The 15,696-nt window shown below is 40.4% G+C and carries 11 protein-coding genes and 1 pseudogene; 5 read left to right on the top strand and 7 right to left on the bottom strand.

The window, feature by feature from the left end; genetic code table 11:
* Window positions 1-44: 44 nt before the first annotated feature.
* Window positions 45-215 (bottom strand): hypothetical protein, encoded by a 171-nt coding sequence (locus AAEY57_RS16940; protein ID WP_350608328.1) that lies wholly within the window; start codon window positions 213-215, stop codon window positions 45-47.
* A 92-nt stretch (window positions 216-307) separates the two neighbouring features.
* Here AAEY57_RS16940 and AAEY57_RS16935 point away from each other — a divergent pair.
* Window positions 308-805: pseudogene (locus tag AAEY57_RS16935) on the top strand (DUF808 family protein); the annotation flags it as partial.
* Between the two features lie 15 nt (window positions 806-820).
* On the opposite strand, the gene AAEY57_RS16930 reads toward AAEY57_RS16935, so the two are convergent.
* The 3 genes from AAEY57_RS16930 to AAEY57_RS16920 form a co-directional block, all read right to left on the bottom strand.
* Window positions 821-1,762 carry a tetratricopeptide repeat protein gene (locus AAEY57_RS16930; RefSeq protein WP_024601991.1) on the bottom strand — a complete coding sequence of 314 codons (942 nt, stop codon included), beginning with the start codon at window positions 1,760-1,762 and terminating at the stop codon, window positions 821-823.
* 86 nt (window positions 1,763-1,848) lie between these two features.
* The gene (locus AAEY57_RS16925) at window positions 1,849-3,252 is read right to left on the bottom strand and encodes a M20/M25/M40 family metallo-hydrolase (protein ID WP_350608327.1); all 1,404 of its coding nucleotides are present in this window, start codon (window positions 3,250-3,252) and stop codon (window positions 1,849-1,851) included.
* 157 nt (window positions 3,253-3,409) lie between these two features.
* Window positions 3,410-5,485 carry a TonB-dependent siderophore receptor gene (locus tag AAEY57_RS16920; RefSeq protein WP_350608326.1) on the bottom strand — a complete coding sequence of 692 codons (2,076 nt, stop codon included), beginning with the start codon at window positions 5,483-5,485 and terminating at the stop codon, window positions 3,410-3,412.
* A gap of 194 nt (window positions 5,486-5,679) precedes the next feature.
* On the opposite strand from AAEY57_RS16920, the gene dbpA reads away from it, so the two are divergent.
* Window positions 5,680-7,068 carry an ATP-dependent RNA helicase DbpA gene (gene dbpA, locus AAEY57_RS16915; protein ID WP_024601994.1) on the top strand — a complete coding sequence of 463 codons (1,389 nt, stop codon included), beginning with the start codon at window positions 5,680-5,682 and terminating at the stop codon, window positions 7,066-7,068.
* A gap of 9 nt (window positions 7,069-7,077) precedes the next feature.
* Here the strand turns inward: dbpA and AAEY57_RS16910 are convergent, their stop codons facing one another.
* The gene (locus tag AAEY57_RS16910; RefSeq protein ID WP_350608325.1) at window positions 7,078-7,659 is read right to left on the bottom strand and encodes a DNA-J related domain-containing protein; all 582 of its coding nucleotides are present in this window, start codon (window positions 7,657-7,659) and stop codon (window positions 7,078-7,080) included.
* Window positions 7,660-7,829: 170 nt separating this feature from the next.
* On the opposite strand from AAEY57_RS16910, the gene AAEY57_RS16905 reads away from it, so the two are divergent.
* Window positions 7,830-10,652 (top strand): tetratricopeptide repeat protein, encoded by a 2,823-nt coding sequence (locus AAEY57_RS16905; RefSeq protein ID WP_350608324.1) that lies wholly within the window; start codon window positions 7,830-7,832, stop codon window positions 10,650-10,652.
* Window positions 10,653-10,731: 79 nt separating this feature from the next.
* Here the strand turns inward: AAEY57_RS16905 and rho are convergent, their stop codons facing one another.
* Window positions 10,732-11,991, bottom strand: coding sequence for a transcription termination factor Rho (rho, locus tag AAEY57_RS16900; protein WP_013463749.1), 1,260 nt, complete (start codon window positions 11,989-11,991; stop codon window positions 10,732-10,734).
* 188 nt (window positions 11,992-12,179) lie between these two features.
* On the bottom strand, window positions 12,180-12,506 hold the full coding sequence (trxA, locus tag AAEY57_RS16895; RefSeq protein ID WP_013463750.1) for a thioredoxin TrxA: 327 nt from the start codon (window positions 12,504-12,506) through the stop codon (window positions 12,180-12,182).
* A gap of 91 nt (window positions 12,507-12,597) precedes the next feature.
* On the opposite strand from trxA, the gene rhlB reads away from it, so the two are divergent.
* Window positions 12,598-13,875 carry an ATP-dependent RNA helicase RhlB gene (rhlB, locus tag AAEY57_RS16890; protein WP_350608323.1) on the top strand — a complete coding sequence of 426 codons (1,278 nt, stop codon included), beginning with the start codon at window positions 12,598-12,600 and terminating at the stop codon, window positions 13,873-13,875.
* A gap of 45 nt (window positions 13,876-13,920) precedes the next feature.
* Window positions 13,921-15,414 (top strand): guanosine-5'-triphosphate,3'-diphosphate diphosphatase, encoded by a 1,494-nt coding sequence (gppA, locus tag AAEY57_RS16885; protein WP_350608322.1) that lies wholly within the window; start codon window positions 13,921-13,923, stop codon window positions 15,412-15,414.
* Window positions 15,415-15,696: the final 282 nt, after the last annotated feature.

The following is a 15,696-nucleotide window of genomic DNA, read 5'->3' as shown; positions in this document are numbered from 1 at the left end:
TTTTTCACCCAAATTTGTATGCTTATTAGCATAACATTTCTTTCTTAATGGGTGGCCAAATTAACTATGCCACTACAGAAAAAGCGTAAATGCTTACCTGTATAAAAACGTTGATAATCAGGAAGACCATCACCACCTTTCACATTAAGTTTTGTTACCTTAGAATTATCTTTAGCAGATGATTGAGTAATTCTAGTTTCTTTCTTCTTTGCCATTAATACTTCACTTTAAAAACACGGTTGAATTATAGTATTCATTATCTAAATCATAAACTAATAAAGTATACTATTTATATGTCTTTTCGTATTATATTCTGTCCGCTGAAATTATTGTAATTACCTTAGGGACTGTGGCTGGGGCTACGTTAATGAATCAAGCACTGGTGCTAAGTGTTATTGCCATCATCATGACAATTGGTGTTTATGGACTGGTAGCTGGAATTGTAAAACTTGATGATGCTGGATTGTATTTACTTAACCAATCAAAACTCTCTGCAAATAAATTTAAAGAATTACTGGGTAAAGGCCTACTTGCAGCAGCTCCCCGACTTATGCAGTTTTTAGCCTTTGCAGGTACAATCGCCATGTTTTTAGTGGGGGGTGGAATTTTAGTGCATGGTGTTGAGTTACTGCATCATACGCAGATTGATATCACACATTACGCCCAGTCAACTTTAGGTGGGGTAGGTGAGATGCTAGCCCCTTTAGTATTTGATGGCTTACTTGGTGTGGTTGCGGGTTTGGTTATTGTTATTATGCATGTAATCTATACTAAGCTCTTTAAAACCCATAGTAGCGCGGCGTAATCGCGCTACTTTACATTATTCACATTGTGCACTTTTACATAATTGCTCAAGCTCGTGTTTAGCTTTGCTATTACCTTGAGCAATGGCTTTTTTATACCAATAAATAGCTTGTGGGGCGTTTTTCTCAGTGCCTTGCCCGTCGCGATACATTTGCGCCAGATTTAGTTGCCCCCATTGAGAACCTGTTTGCGCTGCAAGAGTAAAGCTTTCTAGCGCTTCATCGTATTGCCCATCTTTGTGGTACATAATTCCTTGTTGATTATTTTTATCGAGCTTTACTCCTTTATATAAAGGTTTTGGCTGTGGCGGAAACATCACAAATCCACCATATAAACTATTTGCATAGGGGCGCAGCACGTCGAATATAATGTCATCCTTGTATAAGCGTTTTATTTCATTACGAGGTAGGGTGATGGTTTTAGACGAAAAGTAATCTCTTTGCACTAATAAACTTGCACGCATTGCTGTGGTTATAGCACTGCTGCGCTTATAGCTGTAATTACTCACCTGAAACGTTATAAATTGCTGATCAAAGCTCAGCACTTGCGCGACTTTTAAATTAGTCAGTGTCCACGGTTCATGAGTGAATTTATCGGCCTTTACTAAATAGGTGTCGTAGGCTTTGGGGTTGGTTAAATAACTTTGTTTTAGCGCCTCAGCATTAAGGTGTTTTTGGTAAAAAAATAACAATACCCACAGCAATAAAACTAACCCAATACAGTATTTGGGTAGGCTTAGCTTTTCGAACAGGGGTAACTTTTTAATGCTTGTAGGCTCACAATGTCCACATTGATAGCACTCGCGTTTATAGCTCAACTTTATCGGAACTATAGGAAGAATAGTAAAGCGCAAAAAGCGGCTTTGGTTAACTAAGTGATAGCTGTTACTTTTGCAATTAGGGCAGCACTGTACTTGTGTAAAATGAGGAAAAGACTCACTGGTATTGAAAAGCAGCATGAAAATACGCTCCCTGTTTTAATTCTCTTTAAGTTAAAACAATGAGCGTATTAGTTAAAGCAGCAAACTGTAAGTAATTATGTCAGTTACTCTTTAGTGCGTGCTTTTGGTTTAATGGTCGTTTTAGCGTCGGCGGCCATTAACGCAAATACAGCATAAGCAGCGGTGTTTTGACGAAGTTTAGCGGGTGTTACTTTATCAAGGGTGTCATCCGCTGTATGGTGGTAATCAAAGTAGTCAGTACCATCTTGTGCCAGTTCAAAAATAGGTGCAGAAACTGCATTTTTAAATGGGATGAGATCGGGTCCGCCTTTAGCTTCATTTTGGCCAATGTATTCAATATTTAATGGCGCAAGCTCTTTGGCAATCGCGCGCACTACTGGCAGTGAAGCTGCGTTTACATTTGATTCAAAGCCATAAACTATATCAGCACCAAAGTCAGACTCTGCAGCAGCCACAATGTTATTAAGCTCATTTTTATGCTTTGCAAAATACGCTTTTGCGCCCCAAAGGCCGAGTTCTTCAGCTGCAAAAAGCACAACGCGAATACTGCGCTTAGGACGTTTTACATCACTAATATGCTTTGCTGCTGCTATGGTTAAGGCAACGCCAGCGCCATCATCCAGAGCGCCAGTACCTAAATCCCACGAATCTAAGTGTCCACCAATAAGTACATATTGCTCAGGGTTTTCAGTACCATTAAATTGGCCAATGACGTTATAACCAGTGCCCTCGCCTAGGTTTTCGGTTTGTACATTAATATTAACCGACACGTCTTTGTTTAATGCGACTAATCGTGCTATTTGGTCAGCATCAGGATTGGCAATAGTCACGTTAGGTATTTTAGTTACCCCTTCTTTATAATAGCTACCGCCGGTATGTGCAAAGCGATGGTGGCCAGTGCTAACTGAGCGCATCATATAGGCAACGGCGCCTTTTTTAGCTGCTTCAATTGCTCCGGTAGCACGGGCTTTTACCGCGGGGCCATAACCATTGCCGTCAATATCACGGTTCATACGGTAATTAATATAAGCAATTTTACCTTTTAAGCTATTCGCCGGTGCAGCTTTTAATTCGTCAAGGGTTTCGAATAAGACGACAGGTGCGCTGATCCCCTCTTTGGGTGTACTAATGCTGTTACCCAGTGCTGTTAAATGCAGAGGTTGCTCGCTTGGAGTGAGTATTTTTCCGCTTTCGCTATAGCGACGCCATTCAGGGAAGGTTGCTTCTTCTAACCAGACTTTATCAAAGCCCAATTCATCAAACTTTGCTTTTGCCCAAGCAACGGCTTTCTTATCGTTTTCGGTGCCAGGTAGGCGCGGTCCTATTTCAGTGGTGAGTGATTCTAGTAATTGATAGCTTAAATCACTTTTAAGGGCGGTGGTGCGCACCTCATCTACTTGTTGTAGCTGTTTTGCAGTGAATTCACTGTTGTTGGCGCTTACCGTCATGCTGGTGGTAAATAGGAGTGCTGTGAGCAATTGTTTCATATTCAGAGAGCCTTTGTAATGATTAACACCATTAAAGCATGTAACAAAGAGGATAAAAAATAGATGAGATGAGTAGGCTATTCAGTGGGTTCAAAAGTCAGTTCAAAAAAAAGCCCACCTCAAATTGAGGTGGGCTATGGGTTTTTAAAGTTTGTATTTAAAAGCTAAATTGCGCTGCTAAACGCACGTTTGTGCCTTCACCTACCGTCACGTTATTTAATCCACCACCGGCTAGGTAGTTTTTATCGAATAAGTTTTCAATGTTTAAACGCAGGTTAATATCTGTATTACTTACCTTAAGTGCGTATGTTGCGCCAACATCAACACGGGTATATCCCTGTTTTGTTACTGTATTGGCATTATCGGCAAAACGTTCACCTTCATAAAAAGCGCCGGCATTAAAAGCAATGGCGTCGTTGAGTTCATAACGGGTCCAAAGTGAGGCTGACCACTTTGGCGCATCGGTTGGGCGCTTACCTTCTAATTCTTCATCTCGTTCATAGTTAGCATCTAAATACATGGTTGATGCCATAACAAATAAACGATCGGTAGCAGCACCTTGTGCAGAAAGTTCAAAGCCTTTATGGCGTTGTTCACCTGCTTGCGTGGTTATGCTGGTTATATCACCAATAGGGTTAATCAGATTTTCGCTCACTAAGGTGCCTGTTTTACTAATATCAAATAGGGCGCCGCTAAGCATTAATCGGTCATCAAACAGTTGCCATTTAACCCCAACTTCTCGTTGCTCAGAAGTAATGGCATCGAGTTTCATGCCATTATTAACATCATTTTCATTTTCTAATGTTTCGTTTTGCGGCTCAAATCCTTCCGAGTAACTTGCGTATACGGTTGCTGATGCATTTGGATGGTAAAGTACGCCGACCTTAGGTACGAACGATTCGTTATTGCTGTTTTCTTTACTTTGTTTATCGTAACGACCACCTAGCGATACTTGCCATTCTGGTGAGAATGAAATTAAGTCTTGGATATAAATCCCGTAATAGTCGTAAGCAGACGAGCTAATAGTGTCATCTGACTTGTAACTTATATTAGGGCGATTAGGCTCATTTTGACCGGCAGAAAAATTAATCGTATCAGCAGATGTACGTAATTGGCCGTAGTAATAATCCAGTGAGTTAGCGCCTATAAGTAATTGATGATGCACACCCAAGGTTTCAAATTCGCCAATAAAGTCGATAAAAGCAGTTTTAAACTGCCAATCATCAAAGCGATCGTAAGGACGTGACTGGTAACTATCACCTTCGATAAAGTCACTTGGCTTACGTGGTGCTGACTCAAAGCGCTGACGTTCAAACGTTTGCTCGTTGTAGCCTAAATTTACCTGCCAGTTGTCGGTTAAAAATACCTTAAAATCAATACCCATGTTTTCAACAGTAATATCGGTAAAGGCCCATGACATATCACGAATTGTTTTGTCATCGCCAATAATGTTGGCATCATTATCTATCCAAGCGCCAGTATCTAAGCCTGCTTCGTCATCAGTGCGATCATAATGCACGCGCACTAAGGCGTTATCGCTAATATCGTAATCAACCACTAAGGCACCTAAAAAGCGATCGCGTTCACGGTTATCACCGTTTTGGTATTCTCGCCAGTATTCAACATCTTGTTTTACTAATACACCACGGGCACGTAGATCTTCAGCCTCGGTAAGTGCGCCGCCAGCATCAAGCATAAAGCGAGTTGAACCATGCTGATCAACATCGGCACTGGCATTAAATAACGTTTGCGCAGTCGGTTTTTTGGTTACCATATTCACTAGGCCGCCAGGCCCTGATTGCCCGTATAAAATACTTGAAGGGCCTTTAATAACTTCTACTTGCTCTAAAATCTCAATGGGTTGCTGGTAATGAGACCAATGCTGGTGGCCATCACGCAGGTAGCCGGTTGATGAACTTAATTCAAAACCACGTAAGTTAAACACTTCTCTGTTTCGTTGTTTAGAGCCCGGCGTTAAACTCGCGTCATTACTTAGCACTTCACCTAAGGTTGTTGCTAGTTGTTCATTAACTATGGTGTCTGTAATAACAGTGACTGACTGTGCGGTATCGAGTAATGAGGTAGAGGTTCTCATTGCACCACTGGCATTATCTACTTTGTAGTCGTTGAAGTAACTGCCTTTAACTTCAATACGTTCTATATTTGCGGTGTTGGCAAGTGCATTTGCAGAGGTGCTGGCTAAAAGTGCGATAAAAAGAGGGTTAAGTTTCATTAGTAGCTTCCGGCTTAGGGTTATTAGAATAGTAAAACGTCGCAGATCTTAATGAAAATAACTATCATTTGCAATATCTTTATTTGCACTTTTAATCGTGCGTTGTTAATGGTTGCCAATTGTTAATTCTGCTATTATTAGCAGCATATTTATTGAGACTTTTCTCAAGTTATTTTTTTGCTATGGAATTTACTGTGACTGCAACTGCTTTTTCATCGTTGGCCTTACCTTCTGGGTTAGTTGATAATTTATCAACACTCGGCTACACCCAAATGACTCCTGTACAGGCACAAAGCCTGCCTCCTGTTTTAAGTGGTAAAGATATTATTGCCCAAGCGAAAACAGGCTCAGGTAAAACAGCGGCATTTAGTCTGGGCGTTTTAGCCAAGCTGAATGTTAAACGCTTTCGTATTCAGTCGTTAGTGCTGTGCCCAACCCGTGAGCTTGCAGAGCAGGTGGCTGTTGAAATGCGCAAATTAGCACGCGGTATTCATAATATTAAAATTTTAACTTTGTGTGGCGGGGTATCAATTGGTCCTCAAATTGGCTCACTTGAACATGGTGCGCATATTATTGTAGGTACACCAGGGCGAGTTGACGACCATATCCGTAAAGGTACATTGCGTTTAGATGATGTTGAAACGCTGGTACTTGATGAAGCCGACCAAATGCTTGATATGGGTTTTCAAGACACCCTCGATGCCATAATTGAGTGTATTCCAACAAATCGTCAAACATTGTTATTTAGCGCGACTTTTCCAAAATCAATCGAAGCCATTGCAAAGCGTGTTCTGAGCAACCCTGAAATGATTAAAGTAGAAGAGCAGCAAGAAAAAAGCACTATCAAGCAATACTTCTATAAAATGGATAATAATAAGCAACGTTATCCAACCCTTAAATTACTATTACTTAAATTTACCCCACAAAGTTGTGTGGTGTTTTGTAATACCAAGGTAGAAACACAGCAAGTATGTGATGATTTAGCCGATGAAGGCTTCAGCGCCGTTGCATTGCATGGCGATTTAGAGCAGCGTGACCGTGAGCGAACACTGATTCATTTTGCCAATAAGAGTGCGTCTATTTTAGTGGCAACCGATGTAGCAGCACGCGGCTTAGATATTGATGATATGGACATGGTAATTAACTATCACTTAGCGCATGATCCACAAACGCATGTTCACCGTGTAGGGCGTACCGGGCGAGCGGGCAAAAAAGGCATTGCGTGTTCTATTTACGGTGATGCTGAGCAATTTAAAGTAGCGCAAATTGGTGACCACTATGAGCGTGATTTTACCCCTGAGCCAATGCCATCTTATAACCTATTAGATAAGCCTCCATACAAACCTGAAATGGTGACATTGATGATAGATGCGGGTAAAAAGCAAAAAGTGCGTGCCGGCGACATTTTAGGCGCATTAACAGGTAAAGATGGTATAGCAGGGCGCCAAGTGGGTAAAATTAATGTACTTGATAACGTGGCTTTTGTCGCGGTAGAGCGTAACTCATCTAAACCCGCGTTACGTAAATTAACCGAAGGCAATATTAAAGGGCGTAAAATCCGTGCTCGTCGCCTGACGCGCTAGTTTTACGTTTTAAGATGAGCAGCTCGCCTTGAGTTGCTCATATTCCATTTTTAATTGTTTAAACACTTCATTATCACCCCCTTGTTTGTCTGGATGATGCTGAACGGCTAGTTGTCGCCAACGCTTTTGTAATGTTTTTAAGGTAATTGGTTGTACTAATTGCCAGCGAGCGATTAATTGCTGATGTTGCTGAGCACTTAAAGGCGCTTCATGTTGTTTAGGCTTACTGAAACGTTGCCAAAAGCTATCTAATAATGCGTTAATTTCTGCTGTTGATGTTTCAAAGTTTTGCCAGTTTAAGTAGTAGTCACGCAGCGGATCGTTTGGGTGAAGTTGGTTTTGGCGAGGGTCGCTTACCAGCTCAATATGTAAACTTTTAATCAGTAGCTGCTGTTTTGGCATAACTTGCTGCTGTAACTGATAAAGTGCATTCATAATTAAAAAATTACGTTTAAATAAATCATGCCCAGGATCAGCGGCTAAGGTATCAAGTAACCCACGTTCTTTTAGTTCCGATGCTAAAGTATGAACCATCCACACTTTTTTATTGATTAATAGTTCAAAAATCTCATCTATCAGTGGGTTAAGCATTGTTTACAATCTATTAATTGGTGTATCTTGAACAAATTATCATACACCTAAGTAACATTAAACCCCAAGGAGTGGGCGTGAATGCCTGTTTTATATTGGTCTAAATTAGATGTTTACATATTGTTTGGGTGTCATTTTATTATGGCTAGCAAGGATTAAAGGATATTTTTATGCTGACTTGGTTAAAGCGCATCTGCTTTATTGGTCTTTTGGTTGTACTGAGTGGTGCATCAAACGACGCTTTATCCAATGAGCAGACAAGTTTGTTTGAGCAGTTCGATCTTGAGCAAACATGGACTAAAAAGCACCGCCTTGCAACAGACATATTAGCTAACCCTGATCTTCCAAATTTACAACGCGTGACCATTTACAGTGATTTAGCGGAGCTGGCGTTTACACAGAGTGATTTAGCTAATGCACTAAAGTATTTTAAATTACTAGAGGCGAATAGCACCCTCAAAGAACAGCCAAAACTTTATTTTCGTGCAATTAAAATGCAAGGCGTGGTGCTTTATTATCAAGGGTTAGTGCAACAAGCGGTCGTTGATTATAATCGCGCGTTAAACATTGCCATTACCCTTAAAAGCCCGATTAAACAGGCCAACTTACTCAGTAATATTGGGCTCGCTTACTTTGATATGTATAACATGGAGCTAGCCCTCGATTATTATCAGCAAGCCAAAGTCATTTATGAAAAAGAGGGGAGCGCACAAGATAAAGCCGATATATTACATAATATTGCCGGTATTTATATTCGTCTCTCTCGGTATGAGTCCGCGCTTGAGATGTATCGTGAGGTTTTAAAAGTTTTTCAAGAGCTTGGTGATGACGATGGGGTTGCACAGGTATACGGTAACATGGGTGTGGCGTACACTGAATCGAGGCAGTACCAGTTAGCGTTGCATTACAACCAATTAGCTTTGCGCTACTATCAAAGTGTTAATAACGCCTTTCAGCTTTCGACTAAGCACACCAATTTAGCCACAATTAATCTTAAATTAAATAAATTTGATGTCGCGTTATATCATGCTAATGCAGGGCAACAGTTTGCACTTGAGGCTGATAATAAGTCGTTACTAGCGGCTGCCTTACACGTGTTATCGACTGTTCAATTTGTGCAAGGCGATACAGAAAATGCCAAAGAAACCTCAGAGCGTTCAATTACGCTTGCCAAAGAGTATAATAATGGCATGCGCATAAAAGATGGTTTGGGGGTTGAAGCGCTGATCCATGCTAGCTTAGGGGATTATGAAAAAGCGTTAAATTTGCATCAACAGTATGTTGATTATCAGCGCAGTGTTAATACCGAAGAAGCCTCAAAAGCGGTCAGTCAATTTCAAATTCAGTTTGAATCAAATCAGCTAAACCAAGAAATTAAACAATTAAAACAGCAACAATACTTACAAGAATTACAAATAGCTAAACGTTCACAGCTGACGTTCTTATTGGTGATTGTTGCCATATTGATTTTAATTACAGTAATTGCTGTTTATAAACGCCGAACAGAAAAACAAGCGAAGTTAAAGCTGAGTGAGCAAGTTGAACAGCGCACCAAAGAGCTGCAAAGTGTGGCGCAAGAACTGCGTGAAGCTAACGAGGTTAAAAGCCAGTTTTTAGCGAATATAAGCCATGAAATTAGAACGCCATTAACCGCTATTTTGGCGCAAACTGACGATCTTATTAGTGGTCAGTATAAGGCTGAGCAATTACAAGATGAGCTTAGGGTAATACAACGACAAAGTGAGCATTTAAGAAGCCTGATTAATGATGTGCTTGATTTAAGTAAAATCGAAGCAAACAGGCTAGAACTTAACATTAGCTGTTTTGATATGGTGCAATTGATCAACGATGTTCATGCTATGTTTTCTCCACAAACTAAAGCGAAAGGCTTGTCACTGATATTAGAGAGTCAGTTAGGTGATACCTATTTTACGCGGCTAGATTTAACTCGAGTAAAACAAATACTTATTAATTTATGCGCCAATGCCATTAAGTTTACTCATAAGGGGCACGTAACAATTGCTGTTAGCAAAACGGATCAAGGGCTGCTCTTTTGTATTCAAGATACCGGAATTGGTATGAGCTCCTCACAGCTTAAGCTTATTTTTGAATGCTTTAGTCAAGCAGATAACAGCATTAGCCGACGTTTTGGCGGTACCGGTTTGGGCTTGAGTTTGTCGCAGCAGTTAGCAGCGATGATGGGTGGCTATATTAGCGTGCAGAGTGAGTTTAAAAAGGGCAGTGAGTTTTCGTTCTATTTGCCTTGTATACAAGTTGAAGAGCAAGTTTGCCACGATGATATGCAGGCTAAATCGGCTGCAGGGCATAGGTTGTTATCCGGTAAGGTGGTGCTTGCTGAGGATCACAGTGATAACCGCAAACTGATCAGTCGTTATTTACACTCCCTAGGACTTGAAGTGATTGCCGTTGAAAATGGTGAGCAAGCCGTAGAGCAAAGTTTAAAACTGTATCCGGATTTGGTGCTTTTAGATATTCAAATGCCCGTTATGGATGGTATTTCTGCGTTTGAACTACTCAAACAATGTGGCTATGAGCAGCCTATTTTAGCGTTAACGGCCAATGCCATGAGCCACGAGATTGACCACTACTTATCACTTGGTTTTAGCGATTATTTAGCAAAACCAATAGACAAAGAATCTTTTTACACTGTTTTAGCTAAATACTTAAGCTCAGCAAATGAGGATTCATCGACAGAAAGTATCCATGTAGATATGAGTGATTTAGTAGCGAGTTTTAAACAAAGCCTGATTACAGAAAGTGAGCTAATTGAACAGCATTTTAAAGTTGGAGATTATAAATCGCTGCAAAAAGATAGCCACCGAGTTTTAGGTGCGGCACAAATGTTTGAGTTTAAAGAAATAGCATTAGTGGCAAAAGCACTAGATGATGAATTACTTCAGTCACAAATTAACACTCAAAAGTTAACAACATTAGTAAATGACTTGCTGGTACTGCTTAAGCAATACGGATAAGCTGATTTACTCTAAAAATAAAAAAGACACCATCTGGTGTCTTTTTTATTTAAAAACGTTTATTTAACCAGCGTTCAGATTACTGACGTTTCATCGAATCAAAAAACTCATCGTTGGTTTTACTCATCGATAGTTTATCGATTAAAAATTCCATGGCATCAATTTCTGACATGTCATGGACTATCTTACGTAAAATCCACAGCTTTTGGAGCTCATCAGGCTTAGTAAGTAATTCTTCACGACGCGTACCAGAACGGTTAAAGTCGATAGCTGGGAATACACGTTTTTCCGCAATTTTACGGTTAAGGTGTAGTTCCATGTTACCCGTACCCTTAAACTCTTCGTAGATAACTTCATCCATTTTAGAGCCGGTATCAATAAGCGCAGTCGCAATAATTGTTAAGCTACCGCCTTCTTCAACGTTACGTGCAGCACCAAAGAAACGTTTAGGCTTATGTAATGCATTAGCATCAACACCACCGGTCAATACTTTACCTGATGATGGAATAACGGTGTTGTAAGCACGTGCTAAACGTGTGATTGAATCAAGTAAAATCACCACGTCTTTTTTGTGCTCAACTAAGCGCTTTGCTTTTTCGATAACCATTTCAGCAACCTGTACATGGCGAGATGCTGGTTCATCGAATGTTGATGCAATAACTTCACCTTTTACTAGGCGTTGCATCTCAGTCACTTCTTCCGGACGTTCATCAATAAGTAAAACCATTAATGTAACATCAGGGTGGTTATGTGTGATTGATTGCGCAATATTTTGTAGCAACATGGTTTTACCCGCTTTTGGCGGTGCTACTAATAAACCACGTTGGCCGCGGCCAATGGGTGACGCTAAATCAAGAACTCGTGCGGTAATATCTTCTTTACTGCCGTTACCACGTTCCATACGAAAACGTTCGTTTGCATGTAGTGGTGTCAGGTTTTCAAAAAGTATTTTAGTGCGAGAGTTTTCAGGTTTATCAAAATTAACTTCGTTTACTTTAAGTAAAGCAAAGTAACGCTCACCATCTTTCGGCGGACGAATAAGACCTGAAATAGAGTCGCCAGTACGCATACTAAAACGGCGAATTTGGCTTGGAGATACATAAATATCATCTGGGCCAGCTAAGTAAGAAGCTTCTGATGATCTTAAAAAGCCAAAACCATCTTGCAAAATTTCTAATACACCACCGCCGAAGATATTCTCTCCGCCTTTGGCATGGGATTTAAGAATAGCAAAAATAATGTCTTGCTTTCTTAAGCGGGCTACGTTTTCGAGCCCCATGGACTCAGCTAAGTTTACAAGCTCTTTTATAGACTTGTCTTTTAATTCGCGTAAATGCATATTGGTGGGTTCTTTATTACAGTTGTCATACTCAAAATCGCTTTATTAGATCGTTGAGTGAGGTTTGTTGAATATAACTAAGGATTAGTTGGCTTTATAAACTAGCAGGTCATTACTGCAGCGTCCAGTACTTCTGTAAAATAAATAATAAAAAAAGGGCTGAGCGCCCTTTTTTTATAAATTTACACTTAGATGTTGTTTTCTAAAAACTCAACTAATTGTGTTTTTGATAGTGCGCCTACTTTAGTTGCAGCCACTTGACCATCTTTGAAAAGTAGTAGTGTAGGAATACCACGAATACCAAATTTAGGTGGAGTACCTGCGTTTTGGTCAATGTTTAATTTAGTAATCGTTACACGGCCATCAAATTCCTCAGCAACTTCGCTTAGAATTGGGGCGATCATTTTACACGGTCCGCACCATTCAGCCCAAAAGTCTACTAGTACAGGTTTGTCTGATTGTAATACGTCAGCTTCAAAGCTATCGTCGGTAATTTGGATTATTTTCTCGCTCATTGCGCTCTCCGGTTTAGTTAGGCGAAATATTTAGTGCGTATTTAAACACTCTTGTTTCTTATTGCAAGTTTAAACGTTATGCTTAAACGCTATGACTAAGACACATTTGACCGATAAAAAGTTTTCAGACTTTGCTATTGCACCGGAAGTGGTTGCCGGGTTAACCGAAAGTGGGTTTGAATATTGCACACCCATTCAAGCTAAATGCCTACCGTTTATTTGTGAAGGGCGCGATATTGCGGGCCAAGCACAAACAGGTACAGGCAAAACGTTGGCGTTTTTAACCGCCACATGCCACTGGTTATTACAATCTAGCAAAGCACCTAGTAAACATCCAAGAGCCCTGATCATGGCCCCAACTCGGGAGCTTGCGATTCAGATACACAAAGATGCAAAAATTTTAGCGCCGCACTGTAATCTTAACTTAGGTTTAGTATATGGTGGCGAAGATTACGAAAAACAACGTGCACAACTAGAAAAAGGCGTTGATATTTTAATTGGTACTACAGGTCGCCTAATAGATCTGTACAAGCAAGGCTGTTACACCCTTAATGAAATTGAGGTAGTCGTGCTAGATGAAGCCGATCGTATGTTCGATTTAGGCTTTATTAAAGATATCCGTTATATGTTCCGTCGTATGCCGGATACATCAGAACGTTTAAACTTATTATTCTCTGCCACACTGTCGTATCGTGTACAAGAGCTTGCATTTGAACACATGACAAACCCAGAGCATGTGCAAATAGAACCCGATGTAAAAACGGGTAAGCGTATTCAAGAAGAGCTATTTCATCCTTCACAAGAAGATAAAATTAAGCTGTTGTTAACCTTGATTGAAGAAGAATGGCCTGAGAAAGCCATTGTTTTTGCAAATACCAAACACAGCTGTGAAACTGTGTATGCATGGTTAAAAGCAGATGGACATCGAGTGGGTATGCTCACCGGTGATGTAAACCAAAAGAAACGTCAATCAATACTCGCGCAATTTAGTAAAGGCGAGCTAGACTTTTTAGTGGCTACCGATGTTGCTGCGCGTGGTTTACATATTCCAGAAGTAAGTCATGTATTTAACTTTGACTTACCTGATGATTGCGAAGATTACGTTCACCGTATTGGTCGTACAGCTCGTGCAGGCGCTTCGGGTCATGCAATTAGCTTTGCGTGTGAGCAGTATGCTTATAACCTTCATGAAATTGAAGAGTACATCGAGCACAGCATCCCTTTATCGCATTACGATAAAAGTGCATTGCTAGATGATTTGACTAAGCCGACTATTCACAGAAAACGTAATTTTTCTACCGGTCCACGTAATCGTAGTAATAACAACGGACGTCGCCCAAATAATGGTTACCAAAAAGGACGGTCTTAACCGACCGTTAGTTTGATAGTATTCGTAACTAGAGGTTTTTGAACGGTGGGGCAACTTAAACCGCAAAAAAATGTATATGCAGTCATTGATTTGGGCTCAAATAGCTTTCATATGCTTATTGCCAAATCAGTGGCGGGTGGCTTGCAAACAATAGGTCGCGTCAAACGCAAAGTAAGACTCGCCGCTGGGCTTGATGATAATAATCTATTGAGCTTAGAGGCTATGCAACGAGGCTGGGAGTGTTTGGCCTTGTTTGCGGAACGTTTGCAAGATATTCCCAAGAAAAACATCACCATTGTTGCCACTGCAACACTTCGTTTAGCAACCAACGCCGACGACTTTAAATTACATGCTGAAAAAATATTAGGCCATAAAGTTAATGTTATTAGTGGTGAGCTAGAAGCGCGAACTATTTACAAAGGAGTTGCGCACACTTCTTCATGTGCGGGCAAACAGCTAGTTATTGATATTGGTGGTGCGAGTACTGAAGTGGTGATTGGTCAAGGCTTTGAAGCACGTCACTATAAAAGCCTTAATATAGGGTGTGTTACTTACCTTGAACGCTACTTTAAAGATTGCCAGTTAAATGAAGCAAACTTTAATACTGCTATTAATGCCGCGCGTACTGTTATTGATGAAATAGCACCTGAGTATAAAACGGCTGGTTGGCAACTTGCCTCTGGTGCGTCAGGGACCGTACAAGCTATTCAAGAAATCATGGTGGCACAAAATTTAAATGAAATGCTCACCCTTGAAAAGCTATACACCATTAAACAACAATCTATTGCTTATGAGACTATAGCTGAACTCGACTTGCCAGGGTTAAGTGAAGAGCGACGTTTAGTGTTTGTATCTGGGCTGGCTATCTTAATTGCACTGTTTGAGTCACTAGAAATAGAACAAATGGGATTGGCTGGTGGCGCGCTTCGTGAAGGTGTTTTATATAGCATGCTACCGGAACTGCATAATAACGACATTCGTCAACGTACTATTGATGGTTTTATGAACCGTTATCATGTGGATCAAAAGCAAGCATCGCGAGTATCCGGCTTAGCTTTACAATTAGCTAGCGAAGTTAATCATTATTGGCCGATAGAAGCATTAAGTGGGTTACCGCTTTTAAATGCGGTGGCGCAACTTCATGAGATTGGTTTATTAATAGAGTACAAGCAATACCACAAACATACCGCTTACATTTTAGAAAATACCGATATGCCAGGTTTTTCGCAATCAGAACACAAAGTGATCGTTGCGATTGCCAACAGCCATCGTTCAGACCTTCAAAAAGGATGTTTAGATCATTTAGGCGCACACAGTAGGGTTGCAACGTATATCGTTCGACTATTACGTGTTGCTGTTATTTTATCTATGCGCCGCCAAGATGATGTCTTGCCTAACTTTAAGATAACAGCTGAAAATGAAGAGTTAGCTATTCAATTTGAAAGCGATTGGTTAAAAAACCACCCACTAATGGCAAGTGAGCTAAATCAAGAGATTAAGTATCAGAAAAAATGTGGTTGGAAACTTAAAGTAAACTAGTTAAACCGCTCTTTACCACAGTTTTTAGTGGTTAAAATGAGCGTTTAGTTGTAATTTTGTTCGAACAGTCATTTATTTTAAGTTTTCTTCAAAAAAGGGTTGATCTGTTTTCGGATCTCCCTATAATGCGACCCCACTGAGACGGCAGAGCGCAACGCATAGCGAGGCACGAGCTACTCAGTGAGTTGAGTAAAACTTAGTTTCGAAAACTTTCAAGTTTAACAAAATTAAGTGTTGACAAAAAAATAGGAAAGCGTAATATGCGCAGCCCTAGCGAGATAA

The sequence above is a fragment of the Pseudoalteromonas sp. MER144-MNA-CIBAN-0113 genome, assembly GCF_040308965.1.
Lineage (GTDB): Bacteria > Pseudomonadota > Gammaproteobacteria > Enterobacterales > Alteromonadaceae > Pseudoalteromonas > Pseudoalteromonas tetraodonis.
Note: the sequence above shows the minus strand (reverse complement) of the source record. Positions and strands in the feature narration are given on the sequence as shown.

Excerpts from the sequence above, each read along its gene's own strand:
- AAEY57_RS16940 (WP_350608328.1), bottom strand. The coding sequence starts at position 215 with ATGGCAAAGAAGAAAGAAACTAGAATTACTCAATCATCTGCTAAAGAT.
- AAEY57_RS16930 (WP_024601991.1), bottom strand. The coding sequence starts at position 1,762 with ATGCTGCTTTTCAATACCAGTGAGTCTTTTCCTCATTTTACACAAGTA.
- AAEY57_RS16925 (WP_350608327.1), bottom strand. The coding sequence starts at position 3,252 with ATGAAACAATTGCTCACAGCACTCCTATTTACCACCAGCATGACGGTA.
- AAEY57_RS16920 (WP_350608326.1), bottom strand. The coding sequence starts at position 5,485 with ATGAAACTTAACCCTCTTTTTATCGCACTTTTAGCCAGCACCTCTGCA.
- AAEY57_RS16910 (WP_350608325.1), bottom strand. The coding sequence starts at position 7,659 with ATGCTTAACCCACTGATAGATGAGATTTTTGAACTATTAATCAATAAA.
- AAEY57_RS16905 (WP_350608324.1), top strand. The coding sequence starts at position 7,830 with ATGCTGACTTGGTTAAAGCGCATCTGCTTTATTGGTCTTTTGGTTGTA.
- rho (WP_013463749.1), bottom strand. The coding sequence starts at position 11,991 with ATGCATTTACGCGAATTAAAAGACAAGTCTATAAAAGAGCTTGTAAAC.
- trxA (WP_013463750.1), bottom strand. The coding sequence starts at position 12,506 with ATGAGCGAGAAAATAATCCAAATTACCGACGATAGCTTTGAAGCTGAC.
- rhlB (WP_350608323.1), top strand. The coding sequence starts at position 12,598 with ATGACTAAGACACATTTGACCGATAAAAAGTTTTCAGACTTTGCTATT.